3 protein-coding genes are annotated in these 20,139 nt (G+C 59.5%); 2 read left to right on the plus strand and 1 reads right to left on the minus strand.

Features of this window, described 5'->3' with window-relative positions; genetic code table 11:
- Positions 1 to 189: 189 nt before the first annotated feature.
- Positions 190 to 2,061 (minus strand): CHAT domain-containing protein, encoded by a 1,872-nt coding sequence (locus B5520_RS08290; RefSeq protein ID WP_079596600.1) that lies wholly within the window; start codon positions 2,059 to 2,061, stop codon positions 190 to 192.
- 456 nt (positions 2,062 to 2,517) lie between these two features.
- Here B5520_RS08290 and B5520_RS08295 point away from each other — a divergent pair, with 456 nt between their 5' ends.
- Positions 2,518 to 10,425 carry a SpvB/TcaC N-terminal domain-containing protein gene (locus B5520_RS08295; protein WP_079596601.1) on the plus strand — a complete coding sequence of 2,636 codons (7,908 nt, stop codon included), beginning with the start codon at positions 2,518 to 2,520 and terminating at the stop codon, positions 10,423 to 10,425.
- Between the two features lie 1,434 nt (positions 10,426 to 11,859).
- Entirely contained in the window at positions 11,860 to 20,136 is an 8,277-nt protein-coding gene (locus B5520_RS08310; protein ID WP_079596604.1) for a neuraminidase-like domain-containing protein, read from the plus strand.
- The last annotated feature ends 3 nt before the right edge of the window (positions 20,137 to 20,139 follow it).

Consider the following 20,139-nt stretch of genomic DNA (forward strand, 5'->3'; position numbering starts at 1 on the left):
CTTGACGACTGTTGCGTCCCGAAACCCGTGCTGGCCTCCTTGAGTTGCCAGCACTGCGCTCGGCAGCCGTTGCCTTCCGACGACGGACTACGCCGCGAAAGGGGGCACAAGCAGGTCGTGAATCTCGGCTATCGCGTGGAGGTTGGCCAGCCGCACCTCGTATTGGCGTTAGGCGGCTTGCGGGCTAATTCAGGTTTGGACTGTCGCGAGTGGATCGGCGAAGATCGTGTACGCGAGCCATGTAGGATCACCTGAACTCCTAATTGCCAATCGGGCCTCTTTGGCTGCTTGAGCGATTGGTTTGCCATCCAGCAGTCGCTGATATAGTCCTCGCGAGAAGTTATAGGCGGGCTCGTCGTACACCGACCAGTAGGCGCCGATGAAGGCTCCGGCACCGGCGAGCAGAAATTGCTTGGCCCATCCGCCAATATCGGTGAGTGTCATTCCTCCTCTGCCGATTTGGCAAGCATTAAGAAATACCAGCGGTCGGGCCTTTCCCAGATTCTTGACAACTCCCGCGATGTTGTAAGGGCTAAACGTCTTACTGTCTTCCAAAATCATTACCGACCTATTTGGATCAGGGTCTCGGTATCCGCCATGCCCTGTGAAGTGCCATGCATCGTACTCACCCGAGGCCAAGGCCTCGTGCAGCTTAAGAAAATCGGCTGATATTGACGTTACTTCGTGACCGCCTGTGGCAAGGGACTTTATGAAGTCACCTTCTTGGACTGCATACGGAAGCCCACTGTCGCGCGGTACTACGAGGGCAATGTTGTTAAGCGTCAGAGATGGCTTAAGCCCGGTTCCGGGGATCCAGCGAGTCAGAGCAAATGCTTCGCACAGGAAGGGACCTTCTACCACCGCCCCTTGCTCTTCGCCAACAAGTTTGCACAGCTCCCACGGAATCCACGGTTCTTCAGACTGTATAATCACTGTCGAGATACTGTTCCGTAATTCCCACAACTTCTGGCGTGCCTCAATAGGCACAATAGTCTCGAAGAGATGGGAGCCTTTCGCGGCCAACTGTCGGACTGCGATCGCTCGGTCCGTCTGGGTTTTTAGGGAATATCTCTCAATATCCGTGTAGAGTTTTTCGAAATACGTTCCTGGATCCGTTTGGAAAAAGATTGGACCGTATCTCTTGTAGTTGAGATTCGTGCTTGCATTGGAAGCTGTGATGCGCATGGAGAAGCCGCGAACCCCGTCAACGCGTGTTTCTTCAATTAGCACCGACAGGTCGGGAAGGCGGACGCTGATCGGAGCGAGAGCTGTCGCATGCGCCTCCCGTCCCGAGGGCCCTGTCTCCTGGTCTGGCTCTACAACTGTCGGCACAAGGGTGAGCGCACCGAGAGCAATACCACCGTTGAAGGCGAGCACGCGTATCTGACCCGCTCCAGACTCCGTCGCGCGCAACCTAAACTGAACTGGCAGCGTTTCTGCCGCGCCCGAAATCGTGAGACTTCGCTCAGCCGGGCCTTCAACGACGAAGCCGCGCTTGGGTTGAACTAAGATGTCGATCAGCGAGCCAGCCGATAGCGCCAACGGTATACGGTCGCCTGAGGCGGAGTCCGCGCTGGCACTGTCCACAACCGAGACGGTCAAGGATGCCATTTCATTCAGCCGGATGGTGTTCGGAAACTCCGCCTCAATTGAACGCTCGGAAGGCTCTTCCGGTGTCGCCGTAGTAGTACCCGGTATGGTTCCACCACGTGTCCGTGATGGAACATGCTCGTCGACGTCAAAATAGCCAACAACCTGATTGGCTACGAGTAGAACGCAATAGTCTGGCGCTTTATCAGCACTGCTCAACGCGTCAATTGCCGGAACAGCCCCCCCCTCGTGGAGGCCCATCGCCTCCCGCACGCTCACCCCTGTTGATGGCTGTAGCAGCGCGAGTGTCTCATCGCGTGATCGCAGGTAAAAGTATTCCTCGTTGCCCTCCCGTCGCTGAACAATGACTCGGGCCGGCAGCAAGGCCTCCACGAGATCGCGTGCTTGATCGACGGGCCAGTCCGCTTGCAATAGTACGAAATCAGTTGAAGCAATAGACTCTAAATTCATTGGTCGACCTTAATTGGTGGAGACAGCCGCTTGATGTTGGTCGAGAAAGTTGTTCCGCTACACAGGGATGCCGGCTGCAGCGTCGGTGGTAGTAGTGAAGCACGAGCGCGTTACTCACGCGTTACTCGTGCGTTACTATGGCGAATTCTCGCTATAGGTTCCGTGTTCGTATAGCCTTGGTCAGCCCAATAGGAACTCGCCGAAAACAGGCCCGCGACGTAACTTAGCGTTTACTTCAGCCATGGTTGGTCAGATTAGGTAGAGACAGTTTGAAGAGGCGGCAGTAATCTTTCGGTGAGGCAGTGACAATAAATGCGCTGGCCGAGGAACCCGTGGATCCGTCCTAGATGCACCTGCCCCCGGGCTTGCTCCCTTGCGGACTTTTGTTTATGCGGCCGCTTTTTGTATCGGCATAACTTCCTGTTGCATACGCGTGAATAATTGGGAGGCGCGGAAATGTTCGAAGCGCGCGGCTCGGCGCAATCTGAGTCTGATAATGCCTTAGATTCGCAACCCTCGTCCAACCTCGTCCCTGTACTCAATCTGCCCAAAGGTGGCGGAGCCATCCAAGGCATGGGAGAGAAATTCGCCGCCAATCCCGTCAGCGGCACAGGGTCGATGACGGTGCCGTTTCCGATGCCCCCTGGCCGCGCGGGATTCGCGCCGCAGCTCTCCCTCTCGTACGACTCCGGGGCCGGCAACGGTCCCTTTGGTTTCGGCTGGTCGCTCTCTCTCCCGTCTGTCAGGCGCAAGACCGACAGGGGCCTGCCCCAGTACGATGACGTTGCCGAATCTGACGTCTACGTCCTCTCCGGAGCCGAAGATCTCGTGCCCGTTCTAGAAGCGGACGGCAGCCGAAGTAAGGACGACGTTAGCGCTAATGGATTCACGATCCATCGCTATCGCCCGAGGATTGAGGGACTCTTCGCGCGCATCGAGCGATGGACCAACCGAGCAACCCAAGAAATCCATTGGCGCTCAATATCACGCGACAACGTTACGAGCGTCTATGGCCGAGACAACAACTCTCGTATATTCGATCCGTCGGGCCCCGATCCAGCGCATCCAACGCGCATCTTCTCATGGCTCATCTGCGAGAGCTACGACGACCGGGGCAACGCGATCCTCTACGAGTACGCGTCCGAGAACGACGTGGGAATCGACCGAACGCTGGCCAACGAGCGCAATCGCACCCGCACGGCCAATCGCTATCTGAAGCGTGTCAAATATGGCAATCGCGTCTCGCGCCTCGTTCAGCCAGACCTCTCCCTTGCGAACTGGCTTTTCGAGGTGGTGTTCGACTACGACGAGGGCCACTATCAGGAAGTTCCTCTCGCCCAACCGGAAGACACGCAACACCAACACGTTCGTGCCGCTTGGAAGACGGACGGCATCTGGACAGTGAGGCCTGATGCCTTCTCCTCGCATCGAGCCGGCTTCGAAATTCGTATTTATCGCAGATGCCGTCGCGTCCTGATGTTTCACCGCTTCCCAGAGTTGAACCAGGACCGCGTTGGGGAGCTCGGTGACGAGCCATACCTGGTTCGCACCGTTGAATTTTCGTACAAGGATCTCGACTACTCGATAACTCCGCCGATCGAGATCGAACTCGGCCACCAAGGAAGCACTCGGTTTGCGTCCTTCATCCAGTCCATCACCCAATCCGGTTTCACACGTGATGACGGCCAAGCAGTCGATGACCGGGGCGAAGTGAAATACATCGCTTACTTGAGGCGGGCTCTTCCGCCGCTCGAATTCGAGTACAGCAAGGTCAAGATCCAAGATGAGGTCCTCCACCTCAGTGCCGTTGCAGAGGATGTGCCCGCGGGCGTAGACGGATCCACGTACAAATGGGTGGATCTGGAGGGCGAAGGCGCCTCAGGAATCCTCACGGAACAAGCGGGCACGTGGTTTTACAAGCCCAATCTCGGAGAAGGGCGTTTCGGACCGCTGCAGGTCGTTCGCACCAAGCCGGCACTGTCAGCGATGGCGACCGGCGCGACGCAGCTCCTCGACCTTTCCGGTGACGGCCAACTCGACGTCGTCTCCTTCGACGGTCCAACGCCGGGCTTTTACGAGCGGACTCAAGACAAGAGCTGGGAGACCTTCCGCACATTCCGCAAGCTACCGAACATCCGCTGGAGCGACCCCAACGTTCGCTTTATAGATCTGGATGGCGACGGCCACTCCGACGTCATCATCACCGAGGACAACGTTTTCACTTGGTATTCATCTATCGGGGAAGATGGGTTTAGCTTAGCGCGCAAAGTCCATCAGCCGCGCGACGAGGAGCGAGGGCCCCGCCTGGTGCTCTCTGACCAGACGCAGTCCGTTTATCTTGCCGATCTTTGCGGTGACGGCCTTACCGATCTGGTTCGAATTAGGAACGGCGAAGTTTGTTACTGGCCGAACTTGGGCTATGGCCGCTTTGGCGCCAAGATCAACATGGATAACGCGCCATGGTTCGACAACCCTGACCAGTTCGAACAGCGGCGGATTCGGTTAGCCGATATCGACGGCTCGGGAACGACCGACGTCATCTACCTGCATCGTGACGGCGTGTGCATCTACTTCAATCAGTCGGGCAACCGTTTGAGCAATCCGCGCAAGCTTCCGACATTCCCACGCATCGACAATCTGTCGTCTGTGTCGACAGCCGATCTGCTCGGAAATGGCACCGCATGCCTCGTCTGGTCGTCTCCGCTACCTGCCGACTCAGCACGTCCCATCCGCTACATCAACTTGATGGGAGGACAAAAGCCCCACTTGCTCGTTCGTTCCACGAACAACCTCGGTGCCGAGACCGAAGTGGATTATGTGGCTTCCACGAAGTTCTACTTCGAAGACAGAGACGCGGGCAAGCCGTGGATTACGCGGCTGCCATTTCCGGTGCACGTCGTTGGGCGGGTGACGACACTGGATCGCATAAGCGGCAACCGCTTTGTCAGCTCGTACACGTACCATCATGGCCATTTCGACGGTGTCGAGCGCGAGTTCCGCGGCTTCGGAATGGTCGAGCAACGGGACAGTGAGGAGCTTGCTGCATTCGCCGCCGGAGCACCCGCCGGGACCACCAACGTTGATGCGGCATCGCACGTGCCGCCTGTGCTGACGAAAACGTGGTTCCATACTGGTAAATACATCGCTCGCGACCATGTCTCCGACTTCTTTGCGGGCTTACTGAATGATACGGACGTTGGCGAGTACTACCGAGAACCTGGGCTCACCGATGATCAGGCAAGGGAGCGACTGCTTCCGGACACGGTTCTCCCCGACGGGCTGACCCTCGAGGAAGAGCGCGAGGCATGCCGCGCGCTCAAGGGCATGATGCTGCGCCAGGAGGTGTACGCTCTTGACGCAACCGGAACCTCATCACCCGAAGTCAAGAAGCGGGCTGCCACTCCTTACACTGTCGTCGAGCAGAACTTCACAATCCAGCGACTACAGCCGCGGCTAAACAATCGCCATGCAGTCTTCTTTGCTCATCCCCGCGAGGTGCTCAGCAACCATCTTGAGCGCAATCCAGCCGACTCGCGGATCGGCCACACCCTCATGCTGGACGTTGACCCCTTCGGCAACGTCCTGAAGTCTCTCGCTGTTGCCTATGGCCGTCGCAACCCTTCGACTGATCCGGCGCTAACAGCGGAAGACAAAGCAAAGCAATCACAGCCGCTGATTACCTTCACCGAGAACAGTTATACGCAAAACGAGATTGCTCCGGCTGTTCTGGCAACCGGGCATCACCGCGTACCAATCCCCGCCGAGGCTCGAAGCTACGAGTTGACGGGCTTTACCCCCGAGAAGGGTGCCCGGTTCAGCTTTGCGGAATGGTCACGGAGTGACTTTGCGCTGCTCGCGTCGGCTCTGGAGATTCCATATGAGGTCCAGGCCAACGTCACCAAGATGCAGAGGCGACTCATCGAGGATGTGCGCACGCTCTATCGCAAGGACGATATGAGCACCTTGTCGCCGCTTGGCAAGGTTGAGTCCCAGGCGCTGCCGGGCGAGGCTTACACGTTAGCGCTGACGCCTTCGCTCCTTGCTCAAGTCTTCATGCGAAAGCAAGCGGGTCAGCCGGACGAGGCTCTGTTAGCCGACCCCAGCGCGCTGCTCGAAAAAAAGGGAAACGATGAAGGTGGTTACGTCCTTTGGGACGGCAACTGGTGGGTACCGTCCGGCAAGGTCTTCTTCGATCAAGCAGCAAACACAAGCAATCCGGCGATCACGGCCGCCAACGAAGTAGGCACAGCACGCGCGCACTTTTTCGTTCCGCGGAAGGTTGAGGACGCCTTCGGTAACACCACGGCTATCGATTACGACGACCATGACCTGCTCGTTATGCACACGACCGACCCACTCGGCAACTCAGTCGCGGCAACGAACGACTACCGCGTTCTCCAGCCCCGAGAGGTCACGGATCCAAACGGCAATCGCTCGGGGTCGTCTTTCGACGCGCTCGGGATGGTGGTCGCGACCGCTGTGATGGGAAAGCAGGGGGAGCCGCTGGGTGACTTGCTGGAGGGTCATACCGCAGATCCGACATTGTTCGAACTCCGTGCGTTTACCGCAGATCCTCAGAGCCGAGCGGCATCGCTCCTGGGCAAGGCGACGACCCGAATTATTTACGATCTGGATCGCTACAAGCGAGCGGCTCAACCACCGTTCGTCGCCACGCTTGCGCGTGAGACGCACTTTGAGCCGGGCCGCGACGGTCAGACCAAGATGCAGCTCACCTTCACTTTTTCAGACGGGTTCGGTCGTGAGATCCAGAGAAAGATTCAAGCGGAGCCTGGGATAGCCCGCAAGCGTCAGAACGCCGTGCCGTTGCCCTCGGGCGACATTGGCCCCGGCAAGCTTGAGCCGGGAGTAGCAAATGCCCCTCAGCGATGGGTCGGGTCGGGTCGGACGGTCTTCAACAACAAGGGCAAGCCCGTCAAGCAATACGAGCCTTTCTTCAGCGCGACGCACCTTCACGAAAGCGAGCGCGAGGTTACGGATACCGGTGTCAGCCCTGTGCTCTTCTACGACCCGGTCGAACGGGTTATCGCCACGCTGCATCCGAATCATACATACGAGAAAGTGATCTTCGACTCCTGGACGCAAACGATTTTCGACGTAAACGATACGGTCGCCGCAGCACAGGGCAAGCCCGCATTCGCAACGCGAAACCAGACCGGCGATCCACGGACGGATCCCGATATCGCGGGTTACGTCCATGAGTACTTCAAGAGCCAGCCCGTAAACTGGGATACCTGGCACGCACAGCGAAGCGGCAACACCCTGGACCCTGGTGAGCGGGACGCGGCCAAGAAAGCGGAAGCGCACGCAAACACGCCAACCACGGCACACTTGGATGTGCTCGGCCGGGTTTTCATCACGCTCGGGCACAACAAGACGGTCTGTCCCGGTCACGCACTGGACGGCAGCGAAGAACGGATTGCGACTCGAGTAGAACTCGATATCGAGGGTAACCAGCGTGCGGTGCGAGACGCAGTCAAGCGAATGACCGACGCACAAGGCAGCGAAATGGTCGACGAGCTCGGACGCATCGTCATGCGATACGACTACGATCTGCTCGGCAACCGCATACATCAGGCCAGCATGGAGGCCGGTGAGCGCTGGATGCTGAGCGACGCACTTGGAAAGCCCATTCGTGCTTGGGACAGCCGGTTCGTTTTGCGGCGTCTAGCGTACGACGAGCTCCGCCGACGGACGGGCCTCTTCGTCATAGAGAACGGCGACGAGCGGCTTGCTGAGCGGATGGTCTACGGCGAAGGCCAGGGAGACGCCTCCAACCACCGCGGCAGGATCTTTCAGCGCTACGACGGCGCCGGCGTGATCACTTACGTTGCTTACGATTTTAAGGGAAATCTGCTGGCGCAGCGGCGCGAGTTTCTGCCCGACTACAAGGTCATGGTGAACTGGCTGCAGAACCCCGCGGCTAGCGACGGCAACTTCACGAACAGCACCACATTCGATGCGCTGAACCGCCCGCTCACGGTCACGTCACCAGACGACAGCGTCTATCGGCCCGCCTTCAATGAGGCCAACCATCTCGACAAGATTGAAGTAGAGCTTCGCGGTGCTGGCGCAGCCACGGCCTTCGTGACGAACGTCGACTATGACGCTAAAGGGCGGCGCGAGAAGATCGAATACAAGAATGGGGCTACCACTAAGTACGAGTACGACCCGCTCACCTTTCGCCTCTCGCGTATGCAGACGACCCGGTCCGCCATCACCGACGTGACAGCATCGCAGCTCTTCAAAGACCCTTTGGTCGTACAGGACCTGCGCTACTCGTACGATCCAATCGGAAATATCACGCGCATCGAAGACCTAGCGCTCAAGTCAATCATCCGGAGCGGGCAGAAAGTCGAGCCTGTGAACGGGTATACATACGATGCCATCTACCGCCTCATCGAAGCGTTGGGGCGCGAGCACATCGGACAGAACGGGTTCGACTTCGATCCGCCGAATGGCAACTACCGCGACATTCCATTCTTCGGCCATCGCGCCCATCCCAATGACCTGCAGGCGATCCGCAATTACACGGAGCGGTACCAATACGATGTGGTCGGAAATTTCGAAGCGCTCGCCCACCGCTTCAATGGCGCTGGTTGGACACGCCACTACGAGTATGAAGAGAGCAGCATGCTCGAGACCGGAAAGAAGAACAATCAGCTGACGAGAACGACCGTGGGCAACGGGCTCAACCACGTCGAGCCCTATACACACGACGTCCACGGCAACATGACCTCCATGCCCCATCTCGCGGCGGTGTTCTGGGACTTCAAGGACGAGCTGCAACGTGCCGATCTCGGAGGCGGCGGTACTGCTTACTACGTCTATGACGGCGCTGGTCAGCGCTTACGCAAAGTCATCGAGTCGCAACATGGCGCGCGACAGAAGGAGCGGCTGTACCTCGGTGGGTTTGAGATCTATCGCGAATACAATCGCGCCGGCATCACTCTCGAGCGCGAATCGCTGCACGTCCTCGACGATCAGCAGCGCATCGCGTTGGTCGAGACTCAAACCATCCACAACGGAAACGCAATCAACGGTCCGGTGCCGCAGCAACGGTACCAACTCGGAAACCATCTCGGGTCATCCAGTGTTGAGCTCGACGAGGGCGGCGCCCTGATCGCGTACGAGGAGTACCACCCGCACGGAACGACGTCATTCCAAACCGGACGCAGTGCTGCCGAGGTGAGCCTGAAGCGCTATCGATATACGGGCAAAGAGCGCGATGACGAGACCGGTCTGTCCTACCACGGGGCTAGGTACTACTCCGCTTCGCTGGCTCGCTGGACTCAGCCTGACCCAGCTTTATGGCGCTTATTCCGAGAAGAACCTGGAACTCGCCGCAACATCCGGGTCCTAGTCAATCCCTTCACGGCGATGGCGGGTAATCCTCTGGCCTTCGTGGACCTCGACGGGGAGCAAGACACCGTATATACCCGGTACCTAGATCGGCAATTCGCCACGGTAGAAGGCGCGCGCCAAGTTCACGAGGGAAATCGTGAACTTGGCAGGTTGGCAATGCGGGTGCTGGCGATTCCACGTGTAGCGGGGACAGTTCAGGCTATTGGTGGTGTTCTTGAACTCGTCGGTGCCGGAGCATTGCTTGCTACGCCGGAGCCAACAATGGCCACCAAAGCGGGAGGAGCCGTTCTCGGCGCTCATGGCTTGGACACGCTTCAGGCCGGGGCGCGCACTCTCTACACTGGGGAAGTCACCCACACGGTGACTCATGACACCGCTGCTGCCGTCGCGGCGAGCGCTGGCGCCTCGCCGCAAACCGCGAACTGGGTTGGGGTCGGCGCAGACGTGTTGATGTCCGTCGGCCCCGCTACCGTCGGTGCACTCGGTCGCGCTGGCCCAAGGATCGCTGCGGAAGGTGTTGCTCAGGCTGGAGATGATCTTTCTGGAGCCTTGTTCCGCGGCACCTCGGAGGGGTTTGCAGGGAGCCCAGGTCTTCAACGAGTTGGCGTCACGCCTGCATCACAGGATCCCTTGGTCGCAACGGTCTTTGCCACGGAATCGGAAAGCTACGGTCGGGGCGTGGTACAGATCGCCACGCGTGCAGATCTCGAAGGTGTCGCAATTTCAGAGGGAAATTACCTCGCGGCCTTGGAGAGGGAAGTGGCTGTTGAGATTGCGCCGTTCCAGTTCGCTGAGCGCGCCGGCGTCCAGATCGGCGCAGCCGAAGCTCGAGGAATTCTTGAACGAATGGGCCACGCACTGCCGGCGCAAATCAGAGGACCGGCCGGAGTGACTCACACTTTGGGAACCACAGCCAGACTGACTGATGAGGAGATCACCCTGTTTATTAAAGAAGCCCGCGTCATCGCTGGAGGGAGATAAATGTGCGAACAGGCTTTTGAGGTTGTGTCAATCAAAAGAACGGATGATGGGCACTGGTGTGTCGCAGGCCGAGCCTACTTGGATGTGAACTTAGGTGACGCTCTCGAGACGTCTAGTACAGGTGGCGCCAAGGTCAAAGTCGTAGGAATAGTGACGTATGGGAGGGGCACCGATCTGCTTTCCGGGATGATGACAGGCGAACTTATTCTGGAAGGCGAAATCCACGAACCGCTGAACGCGCTTTACGCTCCGCAATAATCGTTCAAACATCATCGGCACTATTATGGACCGCCAAATCTTTTACTCCTACGCAGCCTTAGCGAACAGCCGTCTCCCGGTACTGGATGTAGCGGCACCCTGCCTCGGCAAGCTAGTCCTTTTCGATCCCGTCAGTGCGAAATGGGCGATGGTCGGCGATAGACATCTCGCCCGCGACAGCCGCGACACGATCGATCACGCTTCTCTCGTATTATGCGGTGCCCAGACCCGCGCCACTGGCAAGCAGCGGTGGACCCTCGTGCTCGCCAAGCTTCAGCAGCGACGGCAGATCAATCAGGCGATCCGCCACCTAACGGGAGGCTTCGCGCGCGTGTTGGTGAAGAGCTCAGGGCAATTAAGAGATCAAGCCGTCGTGAATCCCCGCGATTCCTGCGACCATGCTAAACGCGGACGTACATTCGACGCGCACCGCCAGAGGTACGGCGACAACGGTGCGCACCGCGCAGCCTTTCTTCGTGCGCCCGGCGGAGCCCGCGTGGTCTACCGGGCCCTTTTCTCGGGTCTCCTCGACACGGCCTCCACCCCGATCGCCACCGATCCATATAACCTCCAAGTCCTCGCTGATAAGCAGGAGCGATCCATGAAGTACCCACCCACCAGCCAGGTGACCTCCAGCCGGGACCAGGACAAGCTCACGGCGCGCGCGTTTGCTGGCGCTTGGCTCGTGGTTGGGCAGTTGACCTCTCCTACGTCCTGTACTACCGCAAGTGGAGGTCTTCGAATACCGGCAGCCGGATCGGAACACCCTCGCCGATGTTTGCGAGTTTCTTGTGCTGCTGAAAGGCGCATTGAGACCGTGCTTTGGAGCGCAGACTTCGTTGACGAGTTTAGAACCAAGATCGTCCTGGAACTCCTACAGCCAGCTGACGGCACAAAGGTCTGGCAAGCCGACTTCGACACCGCGACAACCAAGGGCTCTCCAGGCTGCTGGCATTCCCGTGGGCGCAGCGGGAGACGTGCGCGCAGCCCTGACGGCATCCGCGACCCCCGTTGCGCTCGCCATGCAGGGTTGCGAACTGTCTCTGCCAGAGGGCTTCTTCGCGCGGAGCGGCCGCTCGATTTGCACGACGAAAAGAAGAACATTCAGGGGAACGGACTGCACTACCTGCTGCGAGTGCGAGCAGCGCGAGAGCTTCCGAGAGGAGCGACCAAGTCATGAACATTGTTAAATTTCCTTTAGAGCCGCAAATGCAGGGTCCCGACGTGGCCGATCTTCAAGAGGCGCTAGGGCTGCTTCTAGAGCGAGGCGCAGTTCTTGGTGATGATGAACGGGCTCGCCGGGACCTCGCGACCGCCCTGCAGCGAGAGCAGGAGACGCAAACCTTCGGAGACGCCACAGGCAAGGTCGTTGCTCTTTTCCAGAAAGCGAGGCGCATCGAGGCAAGCGGCGTCGTCGATGCCGCGACGGCTGGCGCCCTGAATGCTGTCCTGAGCGCCTGGGGGGTGCTCGACCAGGGAAACGGACTTACGACTCACGTTGTTAGCGGTGAGGTCCGTCGGGAGGACGGCGTGCCCTTGCGGCGTGTCCGAGTCCGAGCTGTTCACGATATCGACGGTCACGCCGTTCGTCTAGGGGACGATACAACGGACGGCGATGGTCGCTACACGATTCGCTACGACCTCCTCCCAGAGCTTCGTCGCCTCGAATTGCGAGTCTGGGCGATCGGTGAAGACGGCAATATGCTCGCAGGCACCGATGTCGTAAGAGGGCCGAAGCGTTTAGAGATCATCGATATCGTAGTGCCCATCGCGGCGCCTTCTTCCTCCCCACCACTTGGGGGCCGGGTCGTGTTCGAGAGTGGCCGCCCCGCAGAGAAGCTGCCTCTCGTTCTTTACCGGCGCGATTTCGGAGGCGCCGCTACCAAGGTTGCCGAAACTACAACTGTTGCGGGGGGTCGTTTCGCGTTCTCGTACGATTCCGGGGGAAAGGTGCTGAGTCTCGAAGTCCGCACGGTCGATGACGCCGGCAACGAGGTACCGCTCTCAAGACCTGTGAACGATCTCCTGGGAGTGGCTCGGCCAGCATTGAATCTAGCGGCACCCGATGCCCTGCAGCCGTTGGAACCGGAGTACAAGCGGCTCACTGAGGATGTAACGCCTTTGGTTGGCGACCTGCAGAAGCTCGCCAATGCAGAAGAGAATGCTCAGCGACAGGACCTCACGGTTCTGAACCGTGCCACTGGCTGGGACGCGCGCTTGCTGGCCTGCGCCGCTACGGCACAGCGGCTGGGAGCGGACGGAGACGTGGGTCTGCCAGTGGAGGCTCTCTATGGGCTCCTCCGCGCAGGCCTGCCGTCGGACAAGATGCAGCTCGCCTACGTGGCTCCCGACGTAGCTGAGGCTGCGCTCAAGACGGTTCGCGATGCCGGAATCGTATCGCTTGATGACCAGGCGGTGGCGCAGTTCAAGCAGCAGTTCACCAGTTTCGCGGACAAGGTGCGCCTGTCCGTGGCAGTGCCTGGGTCGAAGTCAACGTACAAGGAGATGCTCAAGGCATCCGGGCTCAACGACCAAGATCAAGCCAAGTTCGCAACTGCATATCTTGACCATCGAGGCTCGCCTGGCGACCTCTGGAAGAGCGTACACCAGGCCGGTCTGAATGACGTGCAAGTCCGTAAGCTCCAGCTCCAGGGCAAAGTGTCGTTTCTCACGGGCAGCAGTGAAAAGCTCATGACTCGTATACAGCAAGCTTTGGACAAGAGCGATCCGGCTCAGCTCGCCGAGAAGGATCTCGATCGCTCTAGCGCGTGGATCGATGAGATACACGCTGCCGCGGGGATCCCCGCCAACCGTCGCGACAACCTCCTGACCCAGGCCGAGATGCAGCAGCTCGAGGCGTTGATTCCGCCCGCGTTCGCCGCTCCTACCGTCGAAGCACGACGCAATCTTTGGGCGGAGGACATGGCTCGCAAGGTGCGTGTAGCTTACCCGACCCAAGTGGTCGCGCGTACGATCCAGCGCGACGGGAACGATGCATTCAATCTCGGCACCGCGCGGGACAACACTGTGAAGCTCCTCAAGAGCGCCGCATCGCAGGGCTTCCGGCTGGGGCAGACACCCGTCACGTCGTTCTTCAAGACGCACCCTGGAGCGCGGGCGGGCCTGACCGATCCCGAGTTCGGCATCGTCGAGAAGCACGTCACTGCGCTCCAGCGCGTCTACCAGGTCACGCCTGACAATGAAGCGATGGCCGTTCTCTGGGCATTGGATATGACTTCGGCCTACGACGTGATGGCCTTCGCCGAATCGGAGTTCATGGAGCTCTTCGATGCCAAATATCTGGAGCTTTACAAAGTACTGCCTACGCAAGGGTTGTCTCGGCTTGTTTATCGGAAGGCGACGCAGGTAAGCAGCGTGACCTACAACCTGTTCAGCATCGCCAGGAAGCTCGACAGCGAACTGCCGGTGTTCGGCATGTCCGCACCGGCGCTGGTGCGCGAGACCGCCATGAACGAGTTGATCCGGCATTTTCCGACAATGGAGTCGCTGTTCGGCTCGATGGATTTCTGCGAATGCGAGCATTGCCGCTCCGTCCTGAGTCCTGCCGCATATCTCGTGGATCTTCTTCAATTCGTCGATGTCGAGCCGGAGGTGTGGAAGAACTTTCTGGAACGATGGAAGAGCACGCACGGTGGTCAGGACTACACGGCGAAGTACAAGAAGCCGTACGACGCGCTGATGGAACGTCGGCCCGACATCCAAAGCATCCCACTCACCTGTGAGAATACAAACACCGCGCTCCCGTATATCGATCTCGTCAATGAGATCCTCGAGTACTACGTTGCCCACGACAAGCTGGCAGCCGCCGCGGCGCACGACACCGGGGAAGCGACCACGCCAGAGCTCCTTGCTGAGCCGCAGAATATCCTTCGGGAAGCGTACGACAAGGTCCGCGATGCGCGGTATCCGCTCACGCTGCCCTTCGATCTGTGGATCGAAACGGTGCGTGCGTTCTGTGATTACTTCGACGCGCCTCTGTCGCGAGTGCTCGAGGTGCTCCGCGCGAGCGACGAACTGTTTTCGCCAGCGCAAATCTACGACCGCTCTGCTGTTTTCCTGGAATCGTTGCGGCTATCGCCTACCGAGATCGGTCTGTTCGCGAGTCCTGATCCTCTCGCCAAGTGGTACGAGCTCTACGGATTCACGAATGAGGCTGAGGCGACTACGACAGCAACCGATGCCAGCACGAAGCAGCGGATCGACCTCAACTCGGCCAAGGCCTTGTCGCGCCGGCTGGGGGTGACGTACAAGCAACTCGTCGAACTAGTGCAGACGGCCTTCGTCAACCCGAAGCTGAATCAGCTCTCGATCCTGCAGAAGCTTGGCGTCAGCATCACTAGCGTCCGGTTCTGCCGTGACGCGCAGAACAAAGTTCTCTACGATCAGAACCAAGATCTGCTCGATCCCGCGTTGCCGCTCGGGCATCGGCTCCCCAGAGAGCGGGCCGCGCTGTCCGCTGGCGATCAGGCGCGCTTCGACGCCTTGTCGGGGGACGACTGGCAGACGATCAACGAGATCGAGGCTTTCGAGGGTCGACTTGACGAGTTCAGCAAGAAGTTCGCTCTGCCCCTCGCGCAGATTAACGCGGAGTTGCAAGGCATCCCATTTGAGCAGATATTGGTGCTGGCGGACCCGGACGCCGGTTGCGACTTCAATTCCACGATTTTGCGCTACTCAGACGGTCAGGCGGCGGACGACATCGCCTTCCTGAAGCTCAACCTGATCGTGAGACTTTGGCGCAAGCTTGGGTGGACCATCGAGGAGACCGATTGCGCCCTTCATGCTTTCGTCCCAGCGAACGCACCCTTTCAGAAAGCCGGGCTCGGAAAGCGCCCTCTCCTTACGGCGCTGATTTACCTCGCACATCTGAAGACGCTAGATGAGAGAATCCGCGTCGGCAAGCAGAGCCGAGTGAAGCTCGCGACCTTGTGGGGGAATCTACCCACGACCGGCAAGAAGTCGCTCTACGAACAACTGTTCCTGAACCGCGCCGTTCTGCAGACGGACGACGTGTTCGATCATCCGCTCGGGCACTACCTGTCCCCGGCTTGGATCGCCGCGGCAGCGCAGAAGCGGCACTTCGAAGTACAACTCGAAAACGTCAAAGCGGTGGATGAGATCGATCCGGCACCTTTCGCAGGTGAGCCGAGATTAAAGATGTCCTACGACGCCCTGAACGAGGTTCAGCACCTGTCACTCCAAGGTGTGCTCACCGAAGACGAGAAGGCGGTGCTGATCGCGTTGTCGCCGAACCCCGTTCTCCCCAGGTTGCTCGATGCCGTGCAGACGAAGGGCGAGGAGTTCACGCTCATCAAGGGGCACCTATTGGCGCTACAGGGCGGGCTGGGACTCACCGCAGATGACGTGCGACGCATTCTTGAAGATATTGGGAAGTCACTGGACACAGCTGCGCTCTCGCTCGACCACGTTTCGCTTCTCTACCGTTATGGGTTTCTCGCCAAAGGACTAAAGCTCTCGGTGGGAGAGCTGATTGCCCTTAAACAACTCTCCGGCCTTGACCCATTCAAGACCCTGCACCCCGATCCGCTGACGAAGCTGGAGGAGGACTACCCCTTCACCCAAACCCTGCGGTTCGTAGAGGTCGCTGAGAAGGTCAAGGCCACGACGTTCACGTTGGAGGATCTCGAATACCTGCTCAGGCACCGCTTCGACGAGACCGGCAAGTACCGCCCCAACCGGGAAAGCACACTGACGCTACTCAAGAGGCTCTCTGACGGCATCCGAACTATACGTTCAGAAAATGCGCTTCCCGCTGACCCCGGCGCCTTGGGCGAGGACGTGCTGCGACAGAAACTCGGCCTCGTCCGGCCCCCCGATGTAGTTGAACGCTTCCTGGCGATGATGAACGGCACCGCTGAGTTCACAGCCTCGAAGTCGTCAGTGGCACCCGCCGATCAGCTCAAGGCCGAGGAATTTAGTGGCGAATCTGCGTTCAAAGAGCTCGTCTACAGCGCAGCGCGGCAAGAGCAGAAGCTCACATATCGCGGCGTGCTGCTCGATCCCGACGAGAAGGCAGCGCTGCTGGACCGGCTGCCAAAACCCGTGCCGCCGAACCCGCACGTAGCGTCTGCGGTTCTCAGCGACCTGCTGGACGACGTGCAGGAGCAGGCCCGCGCCTTCTTCGAAAAGCACCTCCAAAAGCAGGCCGCAAACGTTCAGCCCGCGACCGGATTCCTCAATGCTGCGGATTTTCCATTGCTGTTCGCACCGGCACCAGCCGGTTCGACTGAGGCGCAGCAGCAAGACCGGGTTCGGCAACAACGCACGCGGCTTGCGAACGCCTTCTTGCCGTTCTTGCAGGAGCAGTTGATCCGACAGCTCGTGGTTCAGACGCTGACCGCGCACACGGCAGCCGATCCGGTGCTAGCCGAATCGCTGCTGACAGACGTGCGCCTTCTCGGTCTGATTCCCTCGGGAGGCGGCACTACCCAGTCCCTACTCGCTGCTCTGGCTGCGTCCGGCGACCGCGGTTTAAGCGCGGACTTCTTCGCCTCGACCGACGGGACCGGAGCAGTCCTCGCTTCGCTAGTCTTTGCAGACGCCGATACCGGGCTAAGGGATATGAACAACACTTTGATTCGCCCCCAGGCGGCAAGGAGCGCGACATTCGACGGCTACCTTGAAGTGCCTGCCGCTGGTGCATACCGCTTCTTCGTAGCGCTTGACAAACAGAACGCAGCGGCCGAGGTCCATTTCGAGCAACTACCCGGGGGCCTATTCTGGAGCGGCGAGGCCCCCGCAGATCATACGGTCTTGGGTGACAAGCCAAATGAGTACATCGATCTCAAGCCAGGCGTCCTATACCGATTCAGCGTCAAGCTGCGGAATCTGGGAGGCGGCGACGCGCGGATTCTCGCGCAGGGGGAAGCTAACCCGAAGGACAGGCTGTCCCAGCTTGTGCTCTACCCGCTCACTACGCTCAGCGGGGCGGAGCGCGCGGTGACGTTGCTTACGAAGGGCGTGGCTCTCGCGCAGCGCCTTAATCTGAGTGATCGTGAACTGCGCTACCTGCTGACCCACGCCAGTGACTTCGGCGAATTGGACCTCAAGATGCTGCCCACTGGCGTGGAAGATGACTCTCTGGCTGGGGCTACTGTCCTCTTCGCGCAGTTCGTTCGGCTGCACGACTACGTGAGGGTCAGGAGTGCGATAGCCGAAGGAACAGATGACCTTATTGGCGTGTTCGAGACTAATCAGGCCATCGGCATCAACAAGGACAAGGTTTACTCGGCGATCGCAAAGCTCACCCGCCGGGATGAAGGCACCGTCAAGGCCACTGCGAAGGCCATTGCCACCGCTCCCGCTTTCTCCAGCGATGCCCCCCTCAGCCGCTTGTGGGACGCTCTCGAGGTGATCGAGCGGTTCGGCGTCCCGGTGGCGTCAGTGGCTAGCTGGACGCGGATTGTCGGTGCTGGGGCGAGCCCTACGCAGCGCTTTACGATCGCGCGGGACCTGAAGGAAGCCGTCAAAGCGCGCTTCGAGCCCGGGACGTGGCAGCGCGTGGCACAGCCGATCTTCGACAAGCTTCGCCAACGCCAACGTGACGCCCTGGTAAACCACGTGAAGCATCAGCACGGCTTTGCCCGCGTGGAGCAGCTCTACGAGTACTTCCTCATCGACCCCGGCATGGAGCCGGTTGTGCAGACATCGCGAATCCGGTTGGCGATCGGATCCGTGCAACTGTTCATCCAGCGGTGTTTGCTCAACCTCGAACCAAACGTCCCGCCGGCTGCGATTATCAATGCAGGGCAATGGGAGTGGATGAAGCGCTACCGAGTCTGGGAAGCGAACCGAAAAATTTTCTTGTTCCCCGAAAATTGGCTGGAGCCCGAGTTCCGCGACGACAAGTCTCACCTGTTCACCGAACTGGAAGGCGCGCTGCTCCAAGGCGACGTCTCCAACGACCTCGTCGAGGACGCGTTCCTCACATACCTGAGAAAGCTCGAGGAGCTCGCTCGGCTGGACATCGTGGCCATGCACTTCGAGGACAAAACGGACCCGGCGAAGAACACGCTGCACGTCATCGGCCGAACACACGCCGAACCGCACAAATACTTCTACCGCCGCTATGTACACCGTATCTGGACAGCTTGGGAGCCGATCACCGCGGATGTTGAAGGGGACCATCTCGCTCCTATAGTGTGGCGCGACCGTCTATACATCTTCTGGGTGACATTCCTCGAAAAGCCGAAGCAGACCGGCGGCGAAGCGAGAACTATCAAAGTTGAGGACCCAGTGAGCGTTGCGGCTGCGGAGTCCGAACTTGAAGCCCAATTACACTGGAGCGAATACCTTCAGGGCGAATGGACCACGCGGGAGTCTGGGCCCCTGAACCCGCCGGATATGCAGAGGCTCAAGGCCAGGTCGACGGACCCGAGGACGGTGTTCGTCCACGTCTCAAAGGAGCCCTACGAGAACGGCGAAGAGCGCGGCGTATACGTGCATCTGAGCGGGCCTTTCAACCAAGCCTTCTATCTCGCCGGCCGGAACAGCATTCCTGTGAAGGCCACGTTCAGTTCAGCCCCAGCAAATCCGTATAGCGCGAGCACCGTGAATGCCACCCAATACGCCGGAAGCGGGCGGCTCAAGGTCACCTTCAACAGGCGGATCACAACGGGCCAATCAGGTTCAAGCCCCAGCCCCGAAACGCCAAGCATCCTCGACCAGAACGCTGGCTCGTACACGATCCTGCCGTGCAACAACAACATCACCTTCGGCGCCCCCGACGTCGGCTCCATCGCTGCCAGCGACCCGGCGGCGGTCAAAGCCTCGATCGAGAGCGGGCTCGCTGAAATTGCATCGCTGAGCAAGCCGCTTTTCTACCAAGACAACAGGCACACGCTCTTCGTCGAGCCGAATGTAATCGAACGGACGATTGAGGAGTGGCAGGAGTGGATCACTCGGTCGCCTCAACCAGAACGGGGATGGACCGACTCCCAATGGTGGAAGGAGATACCGGTCAAGGCGGAGATTCCCAGGAAGTTGCCGGCCGGACCAGGCAACCCGCCCTGGTTTGATCGCATCGATCCCGCATCGCTCGTGAAAGTGAGAACTGGCGAAGACTGGCTGGTCAACCCCGCAACGGTCCTCATGTTCGGCGGAGAGCTGGTCGGACCAGGAGGCCGGGTGGACGCGACAATTCTATCGGCCGCCGACGTCGGAACTGCCCTCGCCGATGGCGGCTTGACGGTCGATGTCCATCCGGGAAGCAGCATCGGCTCGGGATCCACCTCCGTCCTACTCAGCACCGGCAGCGTCGAGCAGGCTGGTCTGAAGCAGGTTCAGGGCGGGCTAAACGTCATCGGCGGTTCAGGCCTGAACTCGACCCTCGTACAGAACGTCGACGCACTCGCCCGTTCCGGCTTCGCCGGGAACCCGAACACTATCGGTGCTGGCCCCATCGGCCGCTGAACT

Origin of the sequence: Arthrobacter sp. P2b, assembly GCF_900168295.1 — a bacterium.
In the GTDB taxonomy this organism is placed as follows: domain Bacteria; phylum Actinomycetota; class Actinomycetes; order Actinomycetales; family Micrococcaceae; genus Arthrobacter.